At 63.4% G+C, this 17,157-nt stretch carries 12 protein-coding genes; 5 read left to right on the top strand and 7 right to left on the bottom strand.

Going from position 1 to position 17,157, the window contains the following annotated elements; genetic code table 11:
- Window positions 1-6: 6 nt before the first annotated feature.
- Window positions 7-1,116 carry an FAD-binding oxidoreductase gene (locus tag ABZ794_RS07575; RefSeq protein ID WP_357514737.1) on the bottom strand — a complete coding sequence of 370 codons (1,110 nt, stop codon included), beginning with the start codon at window positions 1,114-1,116 and terminating at the stop codon, window positions 7-9.
- A gap of 104 nt (window positions 1,117-1,220) precedes the next feature.
- Here ABZ794_RS07575 and ABZ794_RS07580 point away from each other — a divergent pair, with 104 nt between their 5' ends.
- The 3 genes from ABZ794_RS07580 (at window position 1,221) to ABZ794_RS07590 (ending at window position 5,348) form a co-directional block, all read left to right on the top strand.
- On the top strand, window positions 1,221-2,609 hold the full coding sequence (locus ABZ794_RS07580; protein WP_357514739.1) for a helix-turn-helix transcriptional regulator: 1,389 nt from the start codon (window positions 1,221-1,223) through the stop codon (window positions 2,607-2,609).
- Window positions 2,606-3,169 carry a flavoprotein gene (locus tag ABZ794_RS07585; RefSeq protein WP_357514741.1) on the top strand — a complete coding sequence of 188 codons (564 nt, stop codon included), beginning with the start codon at window positions 2,606-2,608 and terminating at the stop codon, window positions 3,167-3,169. The genes ABZ794_RS07580 and ABZ794_RS07585 overlap by 4 nt, the downstream gene beginning before the upstream one ends.
- A 241-nt stretch (window positions 3,170-3,410) precedes the next feature.
- Window positions 3,411-5,348 (top strand): DNA cytosine methyltransferase, encoded by a 1,938-nt coding sequence (locus ABZ794_RS07590; RefSeq protein WP_357514743.1) that lies wholly within the window; start codon window positions 3,411-3,413, stop codon window positions 5,346-5,348.
- A 12-nt stretch (window positions 5,349-5,360) separates the two neighbouring features.
- On the opposite strand, the gene ABZ794_RS07595 is transcribed toward ABZ794_RS07590, so the two are convergent.
- The 5 genes from ABZ794_RS07595 to ABZ794_RS07615 form a co-directional block, all read right to left on the bottom strand.
- Window positions 5,361-5,810: a very short patch repair endonuclease gene (locus tag ABZ794_RS07595; protein WP_357514745.1), complete on the bottom strand. Its 450-nt coding sequence runs from the start codon at window positions 5,808-5,810 to the stop codon at window positions 5,361-5,363.
- A gap of 40 nt (window positions 5,811-5,850) precedes the next feature.
- A complete protein-coding gene (locus ABZ794_RS07600) occupies window positions 5,851-7,860 on the bottom strand; it encodes an AIPR family protein (RefSeq protein WP_357514747.1) in 2,010 nt (669 codons plus the stop codon).
- Window positions 7,853-8,863, bottom strand: a complete 1,011-nt coding sequence (locus tag ABZ794_RS07605) for a PD-(D/E)XK motif protein (RefSeq protein ID WP_357514749.1) — start codon at window positions 8,861-8,863, stop codon at window positions 7,853-7,855. The genes ABZ794_RS07600 and ABZ794_RS07605 overlap by 8 nt, the downstream gene beginning before the upstream one ends.
- Entirely contained in the window at window positions 8,860-11,631 is a 2,772-nt protein-coding gene (locus ABZ794_RS07610) for a Z1 domain-containing protein (RefSeq protein ID WP_357514751.1), read from the bottom strand. The genes ABZ794_RS07605 and ABZ794_RS07610 overlap by 4 nt, the downstream gene beginning before the upstream one ends.
- 66 nt (window positions 11,632-11,697) lie before the next feature.
- A complete protein-coding gene (locus ABZ794_RS07615; RefSeq protein ID WP_357514753.1) occupies window positions 11,698-13,179 on the bottom strand; it encodes an ATP-binding protein in 1,482 nt (493 codons plus the stop codon).
- Window positions 13,180-14,255: 1,076 nt separating this feature from the next.
- Between ABZ794_RS07615 and ABZ794_RS07620 the strand changes: the two genes are divergently transcribed.
- A complete protein-coding gene (locus tag ABZ794_RS07620) occupies window positions 14,256-15,209 on the top strand; it encodes an HNH endonuclease signature motif containing protein (RefSeq protein ID WP_357514755.1) in 954 nt (317 codons plus the stop codon).
- A gap of 248 nt (window positions 15,210-15,457) precedes the next feature.
- Window positions 15,458-15,886: a VOC family protein gene (locus tag ABZ794_RS07625; RefSeq protein ID WP_357514757.1), complete on the top strand. Its 429-nt coding sequence runs from the start codon at window positions 15,458-15,460 to the stop codon at window positions 15,884-15,886.
- Between the two features lie 24 nt (window positions 15,887-15,910).
- On the opposite strand, the gene ABZ794_RS07630 is transcribed toward ABZ794_RS07625, so the two are convergent.
- A complete protein-coding gene (locus ABZ794_RS07630; protein ID WP_357514759.1) occupies window positions 15,911-17,128 on the bottom strand; it encodes a hypothetical protein in 1,218 nt (405 codons plus the stop codon).
- Window positions 17,129-17,157 lie beyond the last annotated feature (29 nt).

Below are 17,157 nucleotides of genomic sequence, written 5' to 3' on the forward strand. Positions count from 1 at the left end.
GAGCGCTCACTCATCACTGGTGACACCGTCGGACAGGTGGACGCGCGCGGCGGGGACGCCGAGGATACGCAGACGTGACCGCGCAGCGGCCATCATCCCGGGGGGTCCGCAGACGTATATCTCCCGGTCGTGACGGTGATGGCGGAGGGCGATGGTCAGGGCGTTGCCCCGCTCGGCCGGCTCGGCGCAGGGGTCGTCGGAGAGGGCCGGCACGATGGTCAGCCAGTCGTGGGCGCACTGCAGCTTGTCGAGGGCGATCGCGTCGTACAGGTCGGTGAAGGTTCGCGCGCCGACGATCAGCGTCACCCGCCGACCGTCGGGTGCGGCGGCGACCTGCTCGACCAGGGCGCGCAGCGGCGCCAGGCCGGTGCCACCGGCGACAAGGAGCAGACCGCTCGTGCTCGCCGAATCGAGGGTCAGCCCGGTGTCGGCGGGTGGGCCGAGCCAGAGCAGCTCGCCGGGGCGTACCTCGTGGACCAGGCGGTGGGAGACGGTGCCGGCGGCTACGGCGCGGACGTGCAGCTCGACGGTGCCGTCCGCGCGTGGGGCGTTGGCCGGTGAGAGCCAGCGCCAGTGCCCAGGGAAGCTCGGCGTGCAGACCGGGACGGCCTGACCTGGCTGGAAGGGCAGGCGCCGCCAGGGACGTACCGTCAGGATGGCGATGTCGGGCGATGGCCGATCGTGGCCGATCACCTCGACGTGCCACCAGGCCCGGCCGTCGCCGGCCTGCGCGGCGGCGCGGCGGATGGCGTGCGTGGCGCGGCACAGGGCGCGTTCGGCGGCGATGGTGAGCTGCGGCGTCCACAGTGGGCGCGCGTGACGGGCAACGGTGGCGAGCAGCGCGTCGCCGATGGTGGTGGCGTGCGGAAGCAGGTCGAAGTGACGGTACGCGTGGCCGAGCACCCGGAGCAGCGCAGCCTGATTCGCCGGATTATCGCCGCCGACCAGGAGGCGGCCCAGCGCGGTGAAGAACAGCGGCGCGTCGCGCTGTGGGAGCAGCCCGGGTCGGCGGTCTTCGAGGGCGCACCAGAAGTCGGCGGCGGCCCGCACGTCGACCGACTCCCAGGCGGCGGCCAGGCCCGCACCAGCTGGATGGTCGTCGTTCACTGTGGGCATGCCGGCTCCAAGTCGTTGAGTCATGGGCTGGCACCGGGGCGGGCGGGAAGAGCTGCGCCGTTGAGGGCCGGCGCAACTCCGGGACAAGGCACCCGCCCCGGGCCATGCATTCAGCTTCGAGGCGAGGCCTATCTGGAACTACAGCGTCGGAGCAGCCGAAATGGCGCATCAAAGAGGCACGTGCGTACCCGCTCCGTGGCCACTTGGTTACTAGAGTGACGACAAGCGGAGGGAGCATCGATGTGGCCTTGAAGCGGCACCGGCTCTGCCATCGGCGGAAGGCACTCGGGTTCAGTCAAGAGAGGTTGGCCGAGATCCTCGGCGTCGAACGGTCCACCATCGTTCGGTGGGAGGGCGCCGAGACGGATCCCCAGCCATGGCATCGGAGCCGGATCGCCGACGCATTGCGAGTTACGCTCGAACAGCTTGACGAGATGCTCGTGGATGTGTCGGTGGCAACGCGCAGGGGGCGGATCATGGGAGAGGAAACCCGCGATTCCGCAGCCGGGGTGGTTCCCTCAGACCTCCTGGCCGGGCTACGTACGTTCCTGACCAGCTACATGCCTGACCGACCCGCTGGGCCGATCCGGCCACTCGTCGACGTGCGGCGCAGCGTCGGCAGAGTTCACAGCTTGTACCAGCGAGCAAGCTACAGCTCCGCAGCCCGACTACTGCCCGACGTACTTGCGCAGGCCACAGGTCTGGCAACGCACGCGCCCGAGAAGCAACGAGTCCGCGCGTTTCAGCTGCTTGCCGCTGCCTACATCGCGGCGTCGAAGCTCGCCGTCAAGGTCGGCGATGGTGAGAGCGCCTTGGTGACCGCCGACCGCGCGTCGACCGCCGCAGGGCTCGCCGACGATCGCGCACTGCAGGCAGTCGGCGCCTATCAGGCAGCATGCGGACTTCTTCGGTTGCCAGGACGGACGGACCAAACAGCCGAGATCTTGGAAGACAGCATTGGCCGGCTGTCGTCAGAGAGACGGCTGACTGATCCTGAACTCATCTCTGTCCAGGGAGCGCTGCTTCTCTTGGCCGCTGTGGTGGCAGCGGGCAATGGCGAGCAAAAGCGAGCCGGCGGCCTTCTCAGTCGAGCCGATGGGTTGGCCACAGCGTTGGGGTCGGATCGCAACCACCTCTGGACCGCCTTCGGCCCCACCAATGTCGCCATCCACGCGGTCTCTGCTGCGGTGCGGGCCGGCAACCCGGACCAAGCTACCGCTATTGCACTACAGCTCGACACCTCACGTCTGCCAACTGTGCTCGTCGGTCGACGGGCTCAGGTGCACGTCGACCTGGCGGCAGCTTCGATGATGGGCTCGGCGGATCGGTCCGCGGCGGTGCTGCACCTGCTCGAAGCCGAGAGGACGGCCGCTGAGGTGGTGAAGGCAAACGTTCAGGCTCGAGAACTCATACTCGGCCTGCTCGCCAAGGAGCGTCGCGCTGCGACGCCAGGGTTACGGCCATTGGCCGAGCGGGCTGGCCTGTTGGTATGAGTGAGCGCCCTGTGCTCGCGCTCGTCGTGTCGGCAGCGCCGCCTGTGCTGCGAATCGGTGAGCTGATCGACCTGCTGCTTGCCGATCGTTGGACAGTCTGCGTGACGGCGACGCCCACTGCCGCTACTTGGATCAACCTGGAGACTCTCGCTCGTCAGACGGGCTACCCGGTGCGAGTTGAGTGGCGGCTCCCCGACGATCCGGAGCCTCACCCGGCCGCTGACGCGACGGCGGTGGTTCCGGCCACCTTTAACGTGATCAACAAGTGGGCGCTTGGGATCAACGACACCCTGGCGCTCGGCATCCTCAACCAGGCACTCGGCTCCGGCCTGCCCGTGTGCGCCTTTCCAAACGTGAAAGCAGAACTGGCTGCCCATCCGGCATACCGGGCGAGCCTGCGTCAGCTCAGCGCCGCTGGCGTGACCTTCGACCCTCTTGGCACCGACCTCGACTGGTCACGGGTTACAAGAAGGATGGTCTGGCTGGCGCCGCCTACTGGGCTCGGATCCCGGCCGAGGCCGCCCGACGGAGCTGAGGGAGCGCAAGAGCCGTCCTCCTGACAGGCTGCCCCGCCGAACCGATGAGGATCATGATCTCTCTGTCGTCTACGATTGGCCCTCTCGAACTCCATAAGAGCCAGTAGGACCTAGGCCCTGGGGCCCATGGACCGCGATACCTGGGCAACTGCGACGGGTGAGCAGCAGATCTCCCTGATGCCCACCTCGACGAAGTCCTTGCCTCCACGAGCGCGTCTGTGATCTCCTGGTGCTGGTTGATGTCACGCGTACGAAGGGTTGGGCCGTGAAGCAGGGGCACTACGGCGTACCTCTCGAACGCAGCGACTACCTCAAGCTGGCTCCGAACGAGAACAGCTGCACCCCCGAGGATTTCCAGGACTGGCTGGACGGCTTCGGCAAGGGCAAGAGGCTCGCCGTGGATCTGTTCTCCGGCGCCGGCGGCCTGAGCTCGGGCATCGAGCGGGCGGGATGGACCACAGCAGCATCGGTCGACTTCGATGAACGTGCGCTGGAGACCCACCGGGCAAACTTCCCGGGCCTCAGCCTGAAGATGGATCTTGGCGACCCCGCTGAGCGCGACAGACTTGAAGACATCCTCAGGCCCGCCAAGATCGACCTTGTCGCGGGAGGCCCCCCCTGCCAACCGTTCAGCAGGGCCGGGCGCAACAAGATCCGAGATCTCGTCAAGAACCACGGCCGCGATCCCGAAGACCGCAGGAAAGAGCTGTGGAGCGCCTATCTAGACATGGTGAAGCGGATCGACCCGCGCGCCGTCCTTATGGAAAACGTCCCGGACATGGGGCTCCACGACGATTTCTTCGTTATCCGGACAATCGAGGAAGAGCTGGAGGAGCTCGGCTATGCAACACAGGCACGGCTGGTTGACGCCTGGCACTACGGCGTTCCGCAGCACCGGAAGCGCCTTATCCTTCTAGCCAGGAAGGACGTCGACGATTTCACCTGGCGGAAGCCCGACTCGAAGCGCACCTTTCTACTCGAAGCCATCGGCGATCTACCCGAGCTAGAGGTCGTCCCGACGGAGCGGATCGGCCAACGGGAACTGGAGTACCGAACGCCTCAAAACCTGTCCGACTTCGCAAGAAAGATGCGCCAGGGCGCGCCTCTCGGGCTGGTCTGGGACCACATGACTCGACGAGTCCGGCAAGACGATCACCGGATCTTCGAGGTCATGAACTCCGACACCAAGTACTCGGACCTCCAAGACATCCTGGCCGAGGACGAGCGGGAATACCAGCGTTACAGCGCCGAAAAATACACGGACAAGTACAAAAAGCTGGCGTGGAACGAACTCAGTCGAACAATTACCGCCCACATCGCCAAGGACGGCTACTGGTACATCCACCCCGAGCAGCTTCGGACGCTTACCGTACGGGAGGCGGCGCGCGTCCAGACGTTCCCCGACCACTTCCGGTTTGCCGGCACCCGGAGTGACGCCTTCCGTCAAATCGGGAACGCCGTACCCCCGCTGCTAGGCGAGGCCGCTGCGGAAGTATTAAAGCCCGCGGATAAGAATACCGCCGACACTGCCGGACTCCAGCCCCATTGGCGGAAGGTCAGGAGGGGTCTCACAAACTGGGCGAAGCAAAGACTGTCCAGCGGGGACTGGTATCAACTTCCTGGCGAGGACGCCACACCGCTGCATGCCGCACTTGTGGCTGTTGTCGCCAGCGCGAAGATCAAACCTGCCGCCATGGCTGAGTTTATGTTCGTCGCTAGATCCTCGAAGACACTCACCGCGACACTGTTCAAGAAGCTAGTCGACGTGGCACCCACGGCGACCGTTCGATCCCGCGTGGACCGCTTGGCGCCACTGATAGAGAGCCCCGCTGACTGGCAGTGGAGAAATCGATTCGACGTACCCACCAAGCTTGCCATGAAGCCAGCCGAGGCGGCCCTCTACCGATTGTTAGTCGGCGAAGATCTCATGCTGATAAGCCAAGGCACGTTGCGAGTCGCAGCTCGAGTGAATGGTGTCAAAACAGATCACGCTAATCGCCTAAGCGAGGGCCGCGTGAACTTGGTAAAGCTCGTGGGCGCGGGCCAGGATGCACCTCTACGCATGGGGGCGATCCGCCTGATTGGCATGGACCTCTGCAGGGAGGACCAGCCCTTGTGTTCACAGTGCCCACTCATGGCTCACTGCGCGAGGCGGAAGAAACTGCCGGACGACCTACTAACTCTGGCTGTGATTCAGGCATAACCATGCAAGACATCACTCCGCATGGTCCGAACTCACAAGCTTTGCCACCCGCTCCGCCGCTCCCTCGGCGTCGCGCCGGATCTCGCACTCCCAAATCCTAACTACGCTCCATCCGGCGGCCGTCACCTGCTCCGTATTGCGATGGTCCCGTTTCCTGTTGGTATTGATTTTTTCCTGCCAACGGGCCGCGTTGGGTCCTCGGAACTCCCGCGGAGCATGGTCGGGGCAGCCATGCCAGAAGCACCCATCCACGAAGATCGCAATACGATGTCGGGGCAGCACAAGATCGGCCGTGCACTGAGGCGTTACTCTTCGCTGGAGGCGAAACCTGAGGCCGAGTCGGTGCACTGCCTTCCTGAGGGTGACCTCGGGCTTGGTATCCCTCACCCGCCGGCCACGAAGATGGGCCCCCTCCGCAGTGGCGACCCACTGCCGACTCTGCTTCTTGGCACCTCCGGCCATGATCACACCCCAGTATCAAAAGACCAACACTAGCAAGTGGCTATCTGTCGGGATTGAAACCCAGCCGTATTGCCTCGTTGCGGGCATGTAGCGCCTGAACGGCCTGCGTCTCAGGAATCTCTTGCTCCAATTCGAGTCGCCTCCCGATGAACTGGGCCATCTGTCGCTGCCAGGGTTCGAGGTTGCGGGTCTCTTTAGCCCAGCGGTCGATCGCGTACCACTGGTCGGCAGGAATCAGAGATGCCTCCTCGCTCGCGCCCTCTTCATCACCGGTGCCGCCAGCAAGTGCCGCCTCGTCCAGTGGACGGTCCAGCAATTCAAGCATCAGTGCCGGGGGTACCTTCCAGGGAACCCTAGAAACGGCATCCCAGCACGCAACCTTCTTGGCCCATTCGCCAACATGACCCCCCTCGACAGGATTGAGGACGGTACGCATAACCCGGGGAGACAGGTCATGAAGCGCGGTCTCCAGTGCTGGCGAGATGCCCTGCTCTCTCCAGATCCGATCAAGGTCGATGCGGCGGTCAGACGCTAAAGACAGGCGAGCCAAGGTATAGGTGGTAACAATACTCTTGTTGCTGCCTGCCTTGTGACTGTTAGCGATCCGATCCGCCGCCTTGAAAAGGATGGCCATGGCGATCACCCACCGACAGTACTGGACGTCGACGCGAGGCGGCGCCTTGTCCACTCGTATCATAAACTCAACAAAGTTCTTTTGGCCTCCTCGGCTCACAAGGTAGGGCAGCTGGCTCCACGAGTGAAGGAATTTGGCGAGGTCGGCCTTATTGAACTTCTGCTTCGTCGGGTTCAGCATTTTGAACTGTCGTTGCCTTGCCGGAGTGCGGGCCTTAGCAAACTCGTCCGTGTACTGGCCTCGCGCGCGTTCGTAAAACCAGTGCGTTTCCTGACCGCTGCCATCGGCGGCCGGAGCCCACAAGGATCGAGTGATCCGTTGCACGTCCACGTGGTAGTCGTGGTTGGAACTGAAATCGACCTGGGTCACTCGATTCTGCGTGTTGGAGTATTCCGAAATCTTTGGAACGATCTCTGCAAGCCGCTGGGGTGCGACTTCCGTCAGCTTCATCTGCACCCGGACGTGGGACAAATCAGCCCTATCGCGGCTCATGGCGTAGTGAAGTGATGCAGTCGTCTGGCCGCCGTTTACGATCTGGAGGCCGTGCACACCAGTGATGTGGCTGGGCTCGCCGTCCGGGCCCTTCAAGAATTCGACCTGCGAGGCGGTCGCGGTGATCCCGTTGTTATAGGCCAGGAACCGGCCCGGGGCGTTCAGCAAGGTTTCACGGATACCCCGGTTGACAGCACCACGGGTCTGGAGGAAGGAACGAACGTTAAGTTCGAGGAGCCGGGTGCCGTACTCGGCATACAGCTCGGCAAGCATTTCCCCTGGAATGACTGCCAGGACCACCGAATGGTCTTCCTCTGAGCTGGGGGCGGAGACGCAGGGCAGCGGTGGGTTGAAGGGCACCATTATGGGTTCACCGAGGGCGCCAGACGTTGCATGACGGTGCAGCCGAGCCAGGTCCCACACCTCGCGTGTTACCGGAAGGCCCTCAAAGTTGGACCCTGGAAACTCGTTTGCGGTACACATTCTGTTACTGAGCAAGAAGAGACGGATCCGCTGCACCTCGGTGAAGGCCTTCTCTACCGCTGCGCACATGTCGTACACGTCAAATGACTCATCGATGTGCTGCTGGAGCCCGTCCCGGCACCGCTGCACGAACACCAGAAGCCGCTTAAAAGACGTCACGATCTGAGTCTTCGTGAGCTTGGAATCCAGGGGTTCCAGCTGAAAGTCCGTCACGAACAGGTCCAGGGACTCGCCCGACTCGCCGATGCCGTAACCGTGAACCTCGTGGCCATGCATCTTGTGGTAGGCAGTGAAGGTGTTGGAAACGACGCCAGCCTGCTCCAAATCGTCGAAAACCCGGCGAGTGAACGCCTCCGGGGTAGTCGTCCCTTCAGCCTCAGCAGTGGTTTGAGTCTCGGCGACGAGGCTCCGGGAAAACTCAGCCAGGTCGAGCTCAGCCATGAAATTCCCCGATCAGGCCCTTCACCTCGTCGGTCGTAGCGCGGTACGCGTCCAGACCCGATGTGCTCACCTGGTAGCTGCAATCTGCCACGCCCTCTGGCAGATCCGACTCGACCAGCCGGGGGAAACCTCCCCGTACATGCCAGAGCAGAAGGTCGCGAAGGGTATAGCGGGGCTCTTCGTAAAGGTCAGCCCGCCCAGGAAGGTAGCCGGCCTGAATGAGCAGTCCGTCGAACCGTGCCCTGGCGGCAGGGCTCGTGAGCTGCTGCCGAATGCCCTCCACTCTCCGGTTGAGGCTCTCTCCCGAACCACCGCGCCGTTCGTCGAGACTCGCGAGCACCAAGAACAGTGCCGGTATTCCAGTTGCGTCCAGCTGTCGTTCGCTGGCTATTCGTATGCTTCTGGGACGCTTTGCGCTACTTGCCTTAGCCTCAATGGCCAAATCAAACAGCTGAAAGTCCTGGTTGGTTCCCGTAGGCCCGGTCCACGCCCCGACCGCCTCGGACTGGCTCAGACAGGTCAGAAGGACATCGCCCAGCACCAAGAGCTCCCCGTAGAGCCCCCGCCGCGCTTCGGCGCTCAGCCCATCCCTGCCAACCGTGCGCAGTAGATCTTGCCACCTCTCGAACCTGTCCACGACGGCTGCCACTGCTGCCGCAGCGGCTGGCGCGGACTTGGCAGTCCCGGCAACGTCAGTGACCAGAGGGTTGAAGACCTCGCGGAGCGCGTCCGCGGTCAAGATGACCTGCAGCTCGTATTCAAGCCGGGACACAGCACTGAGGTTCATTTCGATTCCGGCAGCTGCGGGAAGCCGACCCACCGATCGGACGATGGGGTCGACAGACCTAGCGTCTGTTCTAAATACAAGCATGCGCTTCCGGCCAGGGTGGGTGACGGAAATGAAGATATCCACAGGCGACTCAGGGTGCAGACGGAGGCTAGACCGACCCGGGGCATCCTGAGGGCTTTCTAGCTCGCGCCACTCATCCTCGGTAATTATCACGCTTCGTCCTCCTCGTCGATGGGATAAATGTCCTCCTGGAGCCAGACGGTGTTGGCGACATACTCGGTCTTTGACTGGTATTTCGAATGCGGAAAGCTCACCTGAAAACCGACCAGGGGAGGAGTAAGGCTCCCTTCGGCGGACGCTGGCAATTCGATGGGGTAGAGCAGCAGGAGGCCCTGGTCGGCTCGCCGCTGCCACCGGATGTGCGGGCCCGCCGGCGTCTTCGGAGCCGAAGCCTTCTCTTTTTGCTTGGCCGCATCCTTTGCAGCCGCTCTCGCTGCGGCTACCTGCAATTCGTCAAGGTCGATCATCTCGTCCGGCGGGCTGAGCACTCGGCGGATTGTGTACCTGCCCTCGACGTTGAAGTCCTTGTTCAATGCTTGCCGGGTCACAAGACCGACGGTGTGGCCGGCGACATCCCGCGGCGCCCTCGATGTCGTACTGCCGACGAGGCAAACCGTCCAATTGCTCAACTCGCCGACCTTGGCACACTGCTCCACGTACTTGGCGATGAGCCTTGGCCGAACACGCTGAGCCTTCCGGTCGGGTTGATAAGCATTGAGGAACTCAGAGACGATCTCGGGGGACACTCCTCTCCACTGAACACTGCCTCCCTGCTTCCCAGGGACCGGCTCCGCGAAGTCGTCTAGTCGGCGGACGAGAGTTTCGAGAGCCGCGAAGTTGTTCTCTAGGGCCTTTTTCGCGAGGTCAAAGATCACCGTTTCAGGCCCCTCCCCCGAGTAACTCAAGAGGATCTTTGTACCTTTCCGCATCTTGTTAGCCGCCGTCACTGCGAGTCCGAGCGAAGAAGACCGAACCTTCAGCCCGAACTCCTTTGGAGTGAGCTTAAGAGTAGCCATTTCCTCAATTTCCCTACGGAGTTCGTCAGCCGCAGCAGTAACTTCCACGTAAGCGTCTTTAAGCGCGGCCGTGGTGTAGAGACGGCACAAGTCCTCGTGACGCGGGCGATATCCGAACCACCTCCCCATTTGGAGAAGGGTGTCATATGTCTTCGACACTCTGAGGTAGTAGCTGACGGTTAGGCCATCCAGGGTGAGCCCTCGGGAGAGCTTCTGTCCACCAACCGCGATTACAGACAGGCCGTTCCGACGGTTCTCGTAGTAGTCGAGCGCGTCTTTGGAGGTACCGTTCACTGTCTTGACCTGGATCTTCCTCAAGGCAGGAAGTAGTTGTTCGGACACCTGTTCCCACTTGAGGCGCGGCGCTTCGTCAACCGTAAAACTGTCGGTGGTGGCAACGAAATCCCCCTCCCACAGCGCACGGAGTTGGGCACGGAGAGCAGGGCCTTTACCATAACGGTCTCGGAGCGTCTCCACCATGAGCCGCAGGTGGTCGTCAACTTGGTCGCGCACCAGGCTTTGCACGGCGGTGAAGCTAGTAACGTGCACCAGCATTGAATTGTGGACCTTGACTTGCCCGCGCCCGCGACGGGCCGCGCAGGCGAGCACGAATGAGGAGATCGCACTCCTCAGGGACTCTGGAAGCTTCTCACCTGGGCTGTCACCGGGCTTATGCTTGGCGGGAAGCCAGCTGTCCGCGTCGCTTACACGGCGCACGAGTGGCAGCGGCTCTATGTCCTCCTCATTCTCGTCGTCGACGCGTAGCCCAAAGACCCGCTCCGGGCCAAGGTAGTTCGACGGCGCGCGGAGATTCCGAATAAAGCTGTATGGAAAAAGGTCCTCTCCAGCAGTGCTGTGGGTGGCGTCCGGGTCAATGTAGATGTTTGCGAAGGGGGTAGCCGTGTACCCGACGTACGCGGCCTTGTCGAAGCTCTTCATGAGCGATCGAATCGCATCGTTAGTCTTTGTCGGGTCTGCCTCGGGGTCGCGAACGGTGTTAATCGAGGCATTGTCGGCCTCGTCATCGATTATGAAGAGAGGAAGATCAGTCACGACCTTCTCGCCGTTTTCGCCCTCAGTCCCATGCACATCTGTTACCCAGTTGCGCAGGTACTCGAGGATCTTATAGTGCTTTTTGACCACGAGAACAACAGGAAAGCTCCCCAGGGGGAAGTTGATGGCCTTTGCTGTCGCACGACCGAAGTCGCCCTTTTCTGCGCTGCTCGTTGGAGATGCGATATCAAGCTTCTTTGCTAGGGGCATCGCACCGGCGCCAATCGCACGCGATCGGCCGTCCTCGTTTGAACGGTTCTGATGCTGGGTATCAAAACCTAGGAGTCCTTCGTCGATGCGCAGTTGTGTTTGGCTTCGGAGGTCGTTGTGGATGCCGGCAAGGACTACAATGAACCGGTATCCCGCGTCCACAGCCTTCGCAGCGAGTCCGATGTACTGTCCGGTCTTGCCCGACTGCACTTGGCCGATCACGAGACCCTGCCTCCGCCACGGGCCGGACCTGCGCGGATCCTCAAGTTGGCTCAGCACTTCGTCCGAGCTCTGGTCTAGCCGTCTGACGACCCACGGTGGAAGGTTAACGACATCTTCGAGGTACCGCCGATAGCGCTCCCAGAAGTCCCAGGCGCGGTCGTTTTTGGCCTCGGGCAGCCAGGGTTCATGCCCCTTAGGGTCTACAAGCGCCAGGGACCGCTCTTGGAAGACCGCGGTCATGGCCTCGATCTCTTTGGTTAACTGGCCCCGGTCAAGGTCCTCCCCCTGTGCGCTCAACATCTCAAAGATCGCGTTGACGGCGTTCTGCACCTGTTCCGGATTCGGCTGGCGGTCCTGAGGCAGGAACCCCAAAACCAGGCGGGTGGCCTTTGCCATTGGCTCGTCGTAAATGGTGCTCACGTGGGACCTCCAGCGGGACGTAGACGGCTTCGAGCAAGCTGGGAAAGCGATGACAACCACTCGGGCCTATGCGCTCCAGAACCCCTGGATCTGGTCGAAAGGGGGCATGGTCCGCAACCTTTCACGTGCCGCGGTGGGTGAGCGGCCCCCCGAGACGAGTGACTCGTAGATTCGCTCTGCGACCTCGGTCGTCGCATCATCGGCGGGTCCTGGTCCACCGAAAGGCTCCGGGTCATCGCTGGTGTCCGTCTCATGCATCACACGCAAGGCAGCAACGGGCACCGTCTCCTCCAGCAGGCGGATCAATGCGCGGATTTCTGCAGTGTTGTTGCTACCAGGTCTCAGGACCGCTTGGACCAGGGGATGACTACGGTTGATCCTGCAAGTGACCCTCCCATCCGCTCGACGAATATTCCACGCATATGAAAGAGGGTCGCCGTGAGTGCGGGCAGCGACTCCCCCGCGGTGCCGCAGCACGTCTGCTGCTGTTGCACGAGCCTGTCTTGCGACCCGGTACAGGTGCTGTCGAAGACCGACGGGTGGGACGACACTCGACTTCCTAACGTCAACGCTCCACTCAACGTCCGTTCCAACCGGAATGTCGACGGCGATGCGCGCTAGGTTGTACTTCTCCTCGCGGCGCATTCCTCTGTGCCCTAACCAGTCGCCCGCGAGGATCAGACGGTTTCGCCGATAGACGTAGAAGCCCTGCTGGTCAAGCCAGCCCTGCGGCCCCGCAGCTCCCTCATATTCCTCGGGGGTGAGCCGGTAGGCGCTGGGAAGAATGAATGCCTCGACCCGCACCGTACTGCCACCCAGAGGTAGGTTTTCAGTGGGAAGGCGCTGCACCGAAGGGTGCTTGCTCATGAAGGGATCCCATGGTTCCACTGCGCTTCCGGACACTCGCAAATTCCGGCGTTGCCCTTGTCCCCCGGCAAGAAACCGGGCGAAGACCATTCCGAGGTGCGACTCCGCACGGGCCGCCTCGGCATAGAACTGCTTCTGGGTACGCTCGTCGTCCGCGCTGACCTCGCCGCGATGGTATCCGTTCAGCCGACGCCAGAGCACGATTGTTCCGCGGTCAGCGTTACTCCGGAGTCTGCCCAATATAGCGGTTGTTTCGTCGTCGGCCCCGTGAAGCAACCGCCACTCGCCAGACTCCTCGACGACATCGAGGTCCCAGGTCCGCATGTTCCAATTGCCGGCGGTAGCAGTCGCTACCGAGAGCTGACGCGACTGCGAGAACGAGGCCGATTTCAGACCCACGCCGAAGCGACCCAGGTCAGTGGACGAGCGAAACGTAGAGGGCCCTCGGGCCGCCACCGTCATAGCCGTTACGAGTTCCGGGAGGCTCATGCCCCTGCCATCGTCCGCGACTGCGATCCAGGAATCCCGTCCCGCCCACGTAAACTCTACGTCGATGTTTCGAGCGCCAGCCGAGACACTGTTGTCGATGAGATCCGCCACGGCGGCCGGCAGCGAGTACCCCAGTGAGCTGAGCGAAGCAACCATGCCTGCAGGCTCTGGGGCTGCGATGTCGTACGTCATGGACTGTTCCGGCCCGCTTCCCTTACAGGGTCCGTACACGATTGCGGCCGCGGCGCGACCCAGAGGGACCGAGCGAGCACCCGCAGAGGTCAGAAGGCCCTCCAACCCACGGCTTATGCATACGCGCAACTCCTTGCCGCGACCGATGGTAGCGGAAGTGTCGGCCAGACGCCTTAGTGCTTTCGGGCAACGTCCATTTGAGAATGTTTGATAATTTGTGCCCGTTGTCGGCTTGGCAGTGGGTTAGAGGTGTGTTGCTTGCGCAGTTGCGCCGAGGGCGTTGGTGGGGTGAGGCCAAGCTAGGACGGTTCCGGGTCGAACTCGAACTTGTAGTCCAGCTTCACGCCAGGGGGTGCAGGGCTAGTTCCAGGATCTAGAGGACCGGCACAGCGGCAGCGACCTGGAAACGAGCCACGTCCGACTGGGCCTTGCAGACAGAACGTGCTGACTTCCCCTATCGTTAGCCATGCCCTCTCGCAGCTGGCGCACGCTCTCGGTCAGGCTCCTAGGCGGTCCAGGGAGCTTCGCACGCTTCGGTCGCCCCGGGCTCCCGCCATTTGGTGCTCGCTCTGGTCCTCCCAACCCTAATCGATCACTCATAGCGGTCGATGCTACGACCCGACGGGCGGGACCCTCGCCCAGAACATCTGACCGCAGGCCTAGGTTCAGTTGCGAATGAAAGGCGGCAATGGTCGCTGAAGCCGCGACAACTGCCCAGCACAGGAAAATTCTCCGGGCTCGGGATGCTGGCTGCCTCCATGTCCCTGGTGGCAGAGGATGGCAGGTCACGAGGAATCTGGGCTTTCCTCTCGGCCCGGACGGCGCCACTGCGTTGCCGACGTCGTTGCCCACCTAACCAGAGGGCCGAACCAATCGCAGCGAGCATTGCTGGGGTGGTGAGAAGCAGCTAAGCGGCGTTGTAGACCACGGCGATGCTAATGAATGCACTGCAAACGGTCGAATGAGAAGGATCCGGTCATCAACGACCGTAATGATTAAATCCACACTTAAGCATCCACGGCGTCTGCGTTTGATGGGGCAGCGCGAGGATCGCCGTTCCGGTAGAAATCTCTGCTATGAGTCGAGCATGGAGTTTTCTGACCGTCGACGAAGCCGACCGGCAGTTCGGCGGCAACCTCGGATACGGCGACAGCCTGGGCAGCCGGTACGTTTGGGATAGCACAGTGCCGCTCCACAGATCTGTCCAGCCAGGAGACCTTGCGGTGCTGCGTGACGGCAACTTCGTGCTGGGCGCGGGCTGGATTGACGGGATCGAAAGCGAGCGTCGGTCCAAGGTCAGGCGGCGATGCCCTACCTGCCGGAGCACAGCATTCAAGCCCCGCAAAAAGACCATGCCCGTATTCAAGTGTTCTCCCTGCCAAACGGCTTTCGACACACCGCTCGAGGAGAAAATCGAGGTCACTGTTCACGTTGCTGACTATGCACGTACCTGGCGGTCAGCCACCGAAATCCCGGCCCACGCACTCGTCCCAGCATACTTCACCCGTTCGGCGCAGCAGTCTATCCGCGAGCTCGATCTAGGCATCGTAAATGCTCTACTTGCCGACTCGCTCGATGTATCGCTGGGTTGGTGGATTAGGGCCACTGACCCCGATATTCCCGGAGGCCACCGTAGGTCGATCGGGCGCGTCCGCATCGGTCAGGAGAAGTTTCGAAAGTCGCTGCGCAATCGATTCGGTGACCGGTGCCTAATTACGGGGCCACAACCCGCCGCCGCTATCGAAGCAGCACACCTTTACCGCTATTCCGACACGGGCCACCACGACACTGAGGGCGGCATATTGCTCCGCCGCGATCTGCACTCCCTCTTTGACCGTTTCCTGTTGGCGATCCATCCCGAAAGCTGGACGGTGCAACTATCGCCCTCGTTGGTCGCCTACTCGGACTTGGCCCTGCTCGACGGCAGAGTTCTGGCGATTCCGCCGCAGGTCCGGCCGCGAGCGGAGTACATTAAGGCCCATCTGGCTTGGGCGAAGGAACTCTGGACCATCGGCCCACATGCGCCTTAAGCCTTGGTTCTGATCGATGAAGCCGCGGGAGGCAGTCCGACGAGGACTCGAGGCCCTCTGAATACGCTGCGGATGCGGGCAAGATCGACCGGACGAACGCCCAACACCCTCGCGTCGTAGCGCAGGCGCGCCGCGTTTTGGCCGGAGTACCACCCGACGTACTTCGCCGCGTTCGTCCGCGACCCGGACGGCAACAAAGCCGAGGCGGTCTGCCACGCTCCGACTGACCGAGCGTTAGGTTGAGAGCCATGGAACAGCGCATCAGCCTGATCACTCTGGGAGTCGCGGACGTAGCCCGCGCGAAGGCGTTCTACCAGCAGCTCGGCTGGCAGGGCCAGGAGGTCGAGGAGACGGTCTTCTTCCAGGCCGGCGGCTTGGCCGTCGTCCTGTGGGGCCGCGACAAGCTAGCCGACGACGCCGGCATCGAAGAGCTGGGCACCTGCGCGATGACCCTCGCCCAGAACGTCCGCTCGCGGGCCGAGGTCGACGAGGTGATTGCCACGGCAGCAGCCGCTGGTGCCACGGTGACCAAGCCGGCCCGGGAGACCTTCTACGGCGGCTACGCCGGCTACTTCGCCGACCCGGACGGTCACCTCTGGGAGATCGCCTGGAACCCGGGCTTCACCCTCGCGGAGGACGGCTCCCTGACCGTCCCCGATTTCAGCTCCACGAACTGAGCCGCGCAGGAAAGAAGACGCTGCTCAGGGCGCCGGAGACGGGCAGAGCAGCGGGTCCAGCAACGGCAGTTGAAGAGGATCCAGGCAGATCGCCAGCAGTCCCGGGTCCGGCGAAGGCGTCGCCGTAACAGGCGGGGTCGGCGTCGGCGAGGCCGACGCGGCAGGCGGCGTCGGCACGGCCGACGCGGGCGGGTCCGTGGTGGGGACCGGACCAGGCGTCGGCACCGAGCTGGCCGACGGGTTCGGGACGACGGCTGGCGGCGAAGCCGGCGGCAGGGCCACCACGACAGCCGATTCCGCCGCTGTGGAGACAGCCGACGCCCGCGCAGCCGGGACATAGGGCGGGCTCCAAACGGCACTGTCGGCCGAGCCGACTCGCGACCTGGGCGCCACCGGCCCGACGGGACCCATCGGAACGAGGGGCGCCCCGGCCCTCGGCAGGTCCAAGGCGACGATCTCCGCCGAGGGCACCGGCCCGCGAGGGCCCCATGCGCCAGGCCCCAAAACGCCCGGGCCGAGCGTCACGAACACCACGGCCGCGGCGGCGGCAGCGCCGAGCGCCCGCCGGTCGGGGCGTACCGCCGTCATCGGTGCGTCGTCGGGGTGCACCAACAGAAGAGGTGCAGGCGGGGCGGCCCGGTGCGCGGCCAGCAGCGCGTCGACCTGCGCGACAACGGCGTCGCGATCGTCGGCAGCCGCGACTGTGAGATAGAAGCGGAAGTTCACCACGGCGTTCGCCGGGACCAGCAGCCCCTGCAGTCGACAGCGGTCGGGCAGCAGGGTGACCGGCACGTCGGGGTGGTGGGCGGGGCCGACCAGGTCCGCGTACCGCCACTGGCGGCGGTGCTCACGGCCACGAAAGGCGACCCGTCGACTGGTCACGACGGCCATGCCGGTGTCGACGACACGCAGGCCCGCCGGCAGCGCCTCGGAAGAAGTCTCAGCAAAGTCACACAAGCCCGGGGTGGGCAGGCCGGGCTTGTGCCGCGCCTCGGCCTCGACGAGCGTGGCGACGGGGAGGACGCGGAAGACGAGTTCGTCGCCGTCGAGGTCCACCGGTAGGCCGGTGCGGGGCTGCGTACACCCGAGGAAGCTGGCGGCTTCGATGCGCAGCCTGACCAGGTGGTCGTTGCGGCGCAGCCAGGCGTCGGTGGCGTCGCGGTACGCGCGCCGACGCCGCTCGTTTTCGCGCTCGGCCCAGGCGATCCGCCAGGGGGCGCAGGCCACAGAGGTCACGGTCACACGCGGTACAACCGCTCACGTACGTGACA

It is taken from the genome of Micromonospora sp. NPDC047187, from assembly GCF_040643355.1.
Taxonomy (GTDB): domain Bacteria; phylum Actinomycetota; class Actinomycetes; order Mycobacteriales; family Micromonosporaceae; genus Micromonospora; species Micromonospora salmantinae.

What these genes read in the sequence shown, in the direction of transcription:
- ABZ794_RS07575 (WP_357514737.1), bottom strand. Translation starts at nt 1,116, where the DNA reads ATGCCCACAGTGAACGACGACCATCCAGCTGGTGCGGGCCTGGCCGCC.
- ABZ794_RS07580 (WP_357514739.1), top strand. Translation starts at nt 1,221, where the DNA reads ATGCATTCAGCTTCGAGGCGAGGCCTATCTGGAACTACAGCGTCGGAG.
- ABZ794_RS07585 (WP_357514741.1), top strand. Translation starts at nt 2,606, where the DNA reads ATGAGTGAGCGCCCTGTGCTCGCGCTCGTCGTGTCGGCAGCGCCGCCT.
- ABZ794_RS07595 (WP_357514745.1), bottom strand. Translation starts at nt 5,810, where the DNA reads ATGGCCGGAGGTGCCAAGAAGCAGAGTCGGCAGTGGGTCGCCACTGCG.
- ABZ794_RS07600 (WP_357514747.1), bottom strand. Translation starts at nt 7,860, where the DNA reads ATGGCTGAGCTCGACCTGGCTGAGTTTTCCCGGAGCCTCGTCGCCGAG.
- ABZ794_RS07615 (WP_357514753.1), bottom strand. Translation starts at nt 13,179, where the DNA reads ATGACGTACGACATCGCAGCCCCAGAGCCTGCAGGCATGGTTGCTTCG.
- ABZ794_RS07620 (WP_357514755.1), top strand. Translation starts at nt 14,256, where the DNA reads ATGAGTCGAGCATGGAGTTTTCTGACCGTCGACGAAGCCGACCGGCAG.
- ABZ794_RS07625 (WP_357514757.1), top strand. Translation starts at nt 15,458, where the DNA reads ATGGAACAGCGCATCAGCCTGATCACTCTGGGAGTCGCGGACGTAGCC.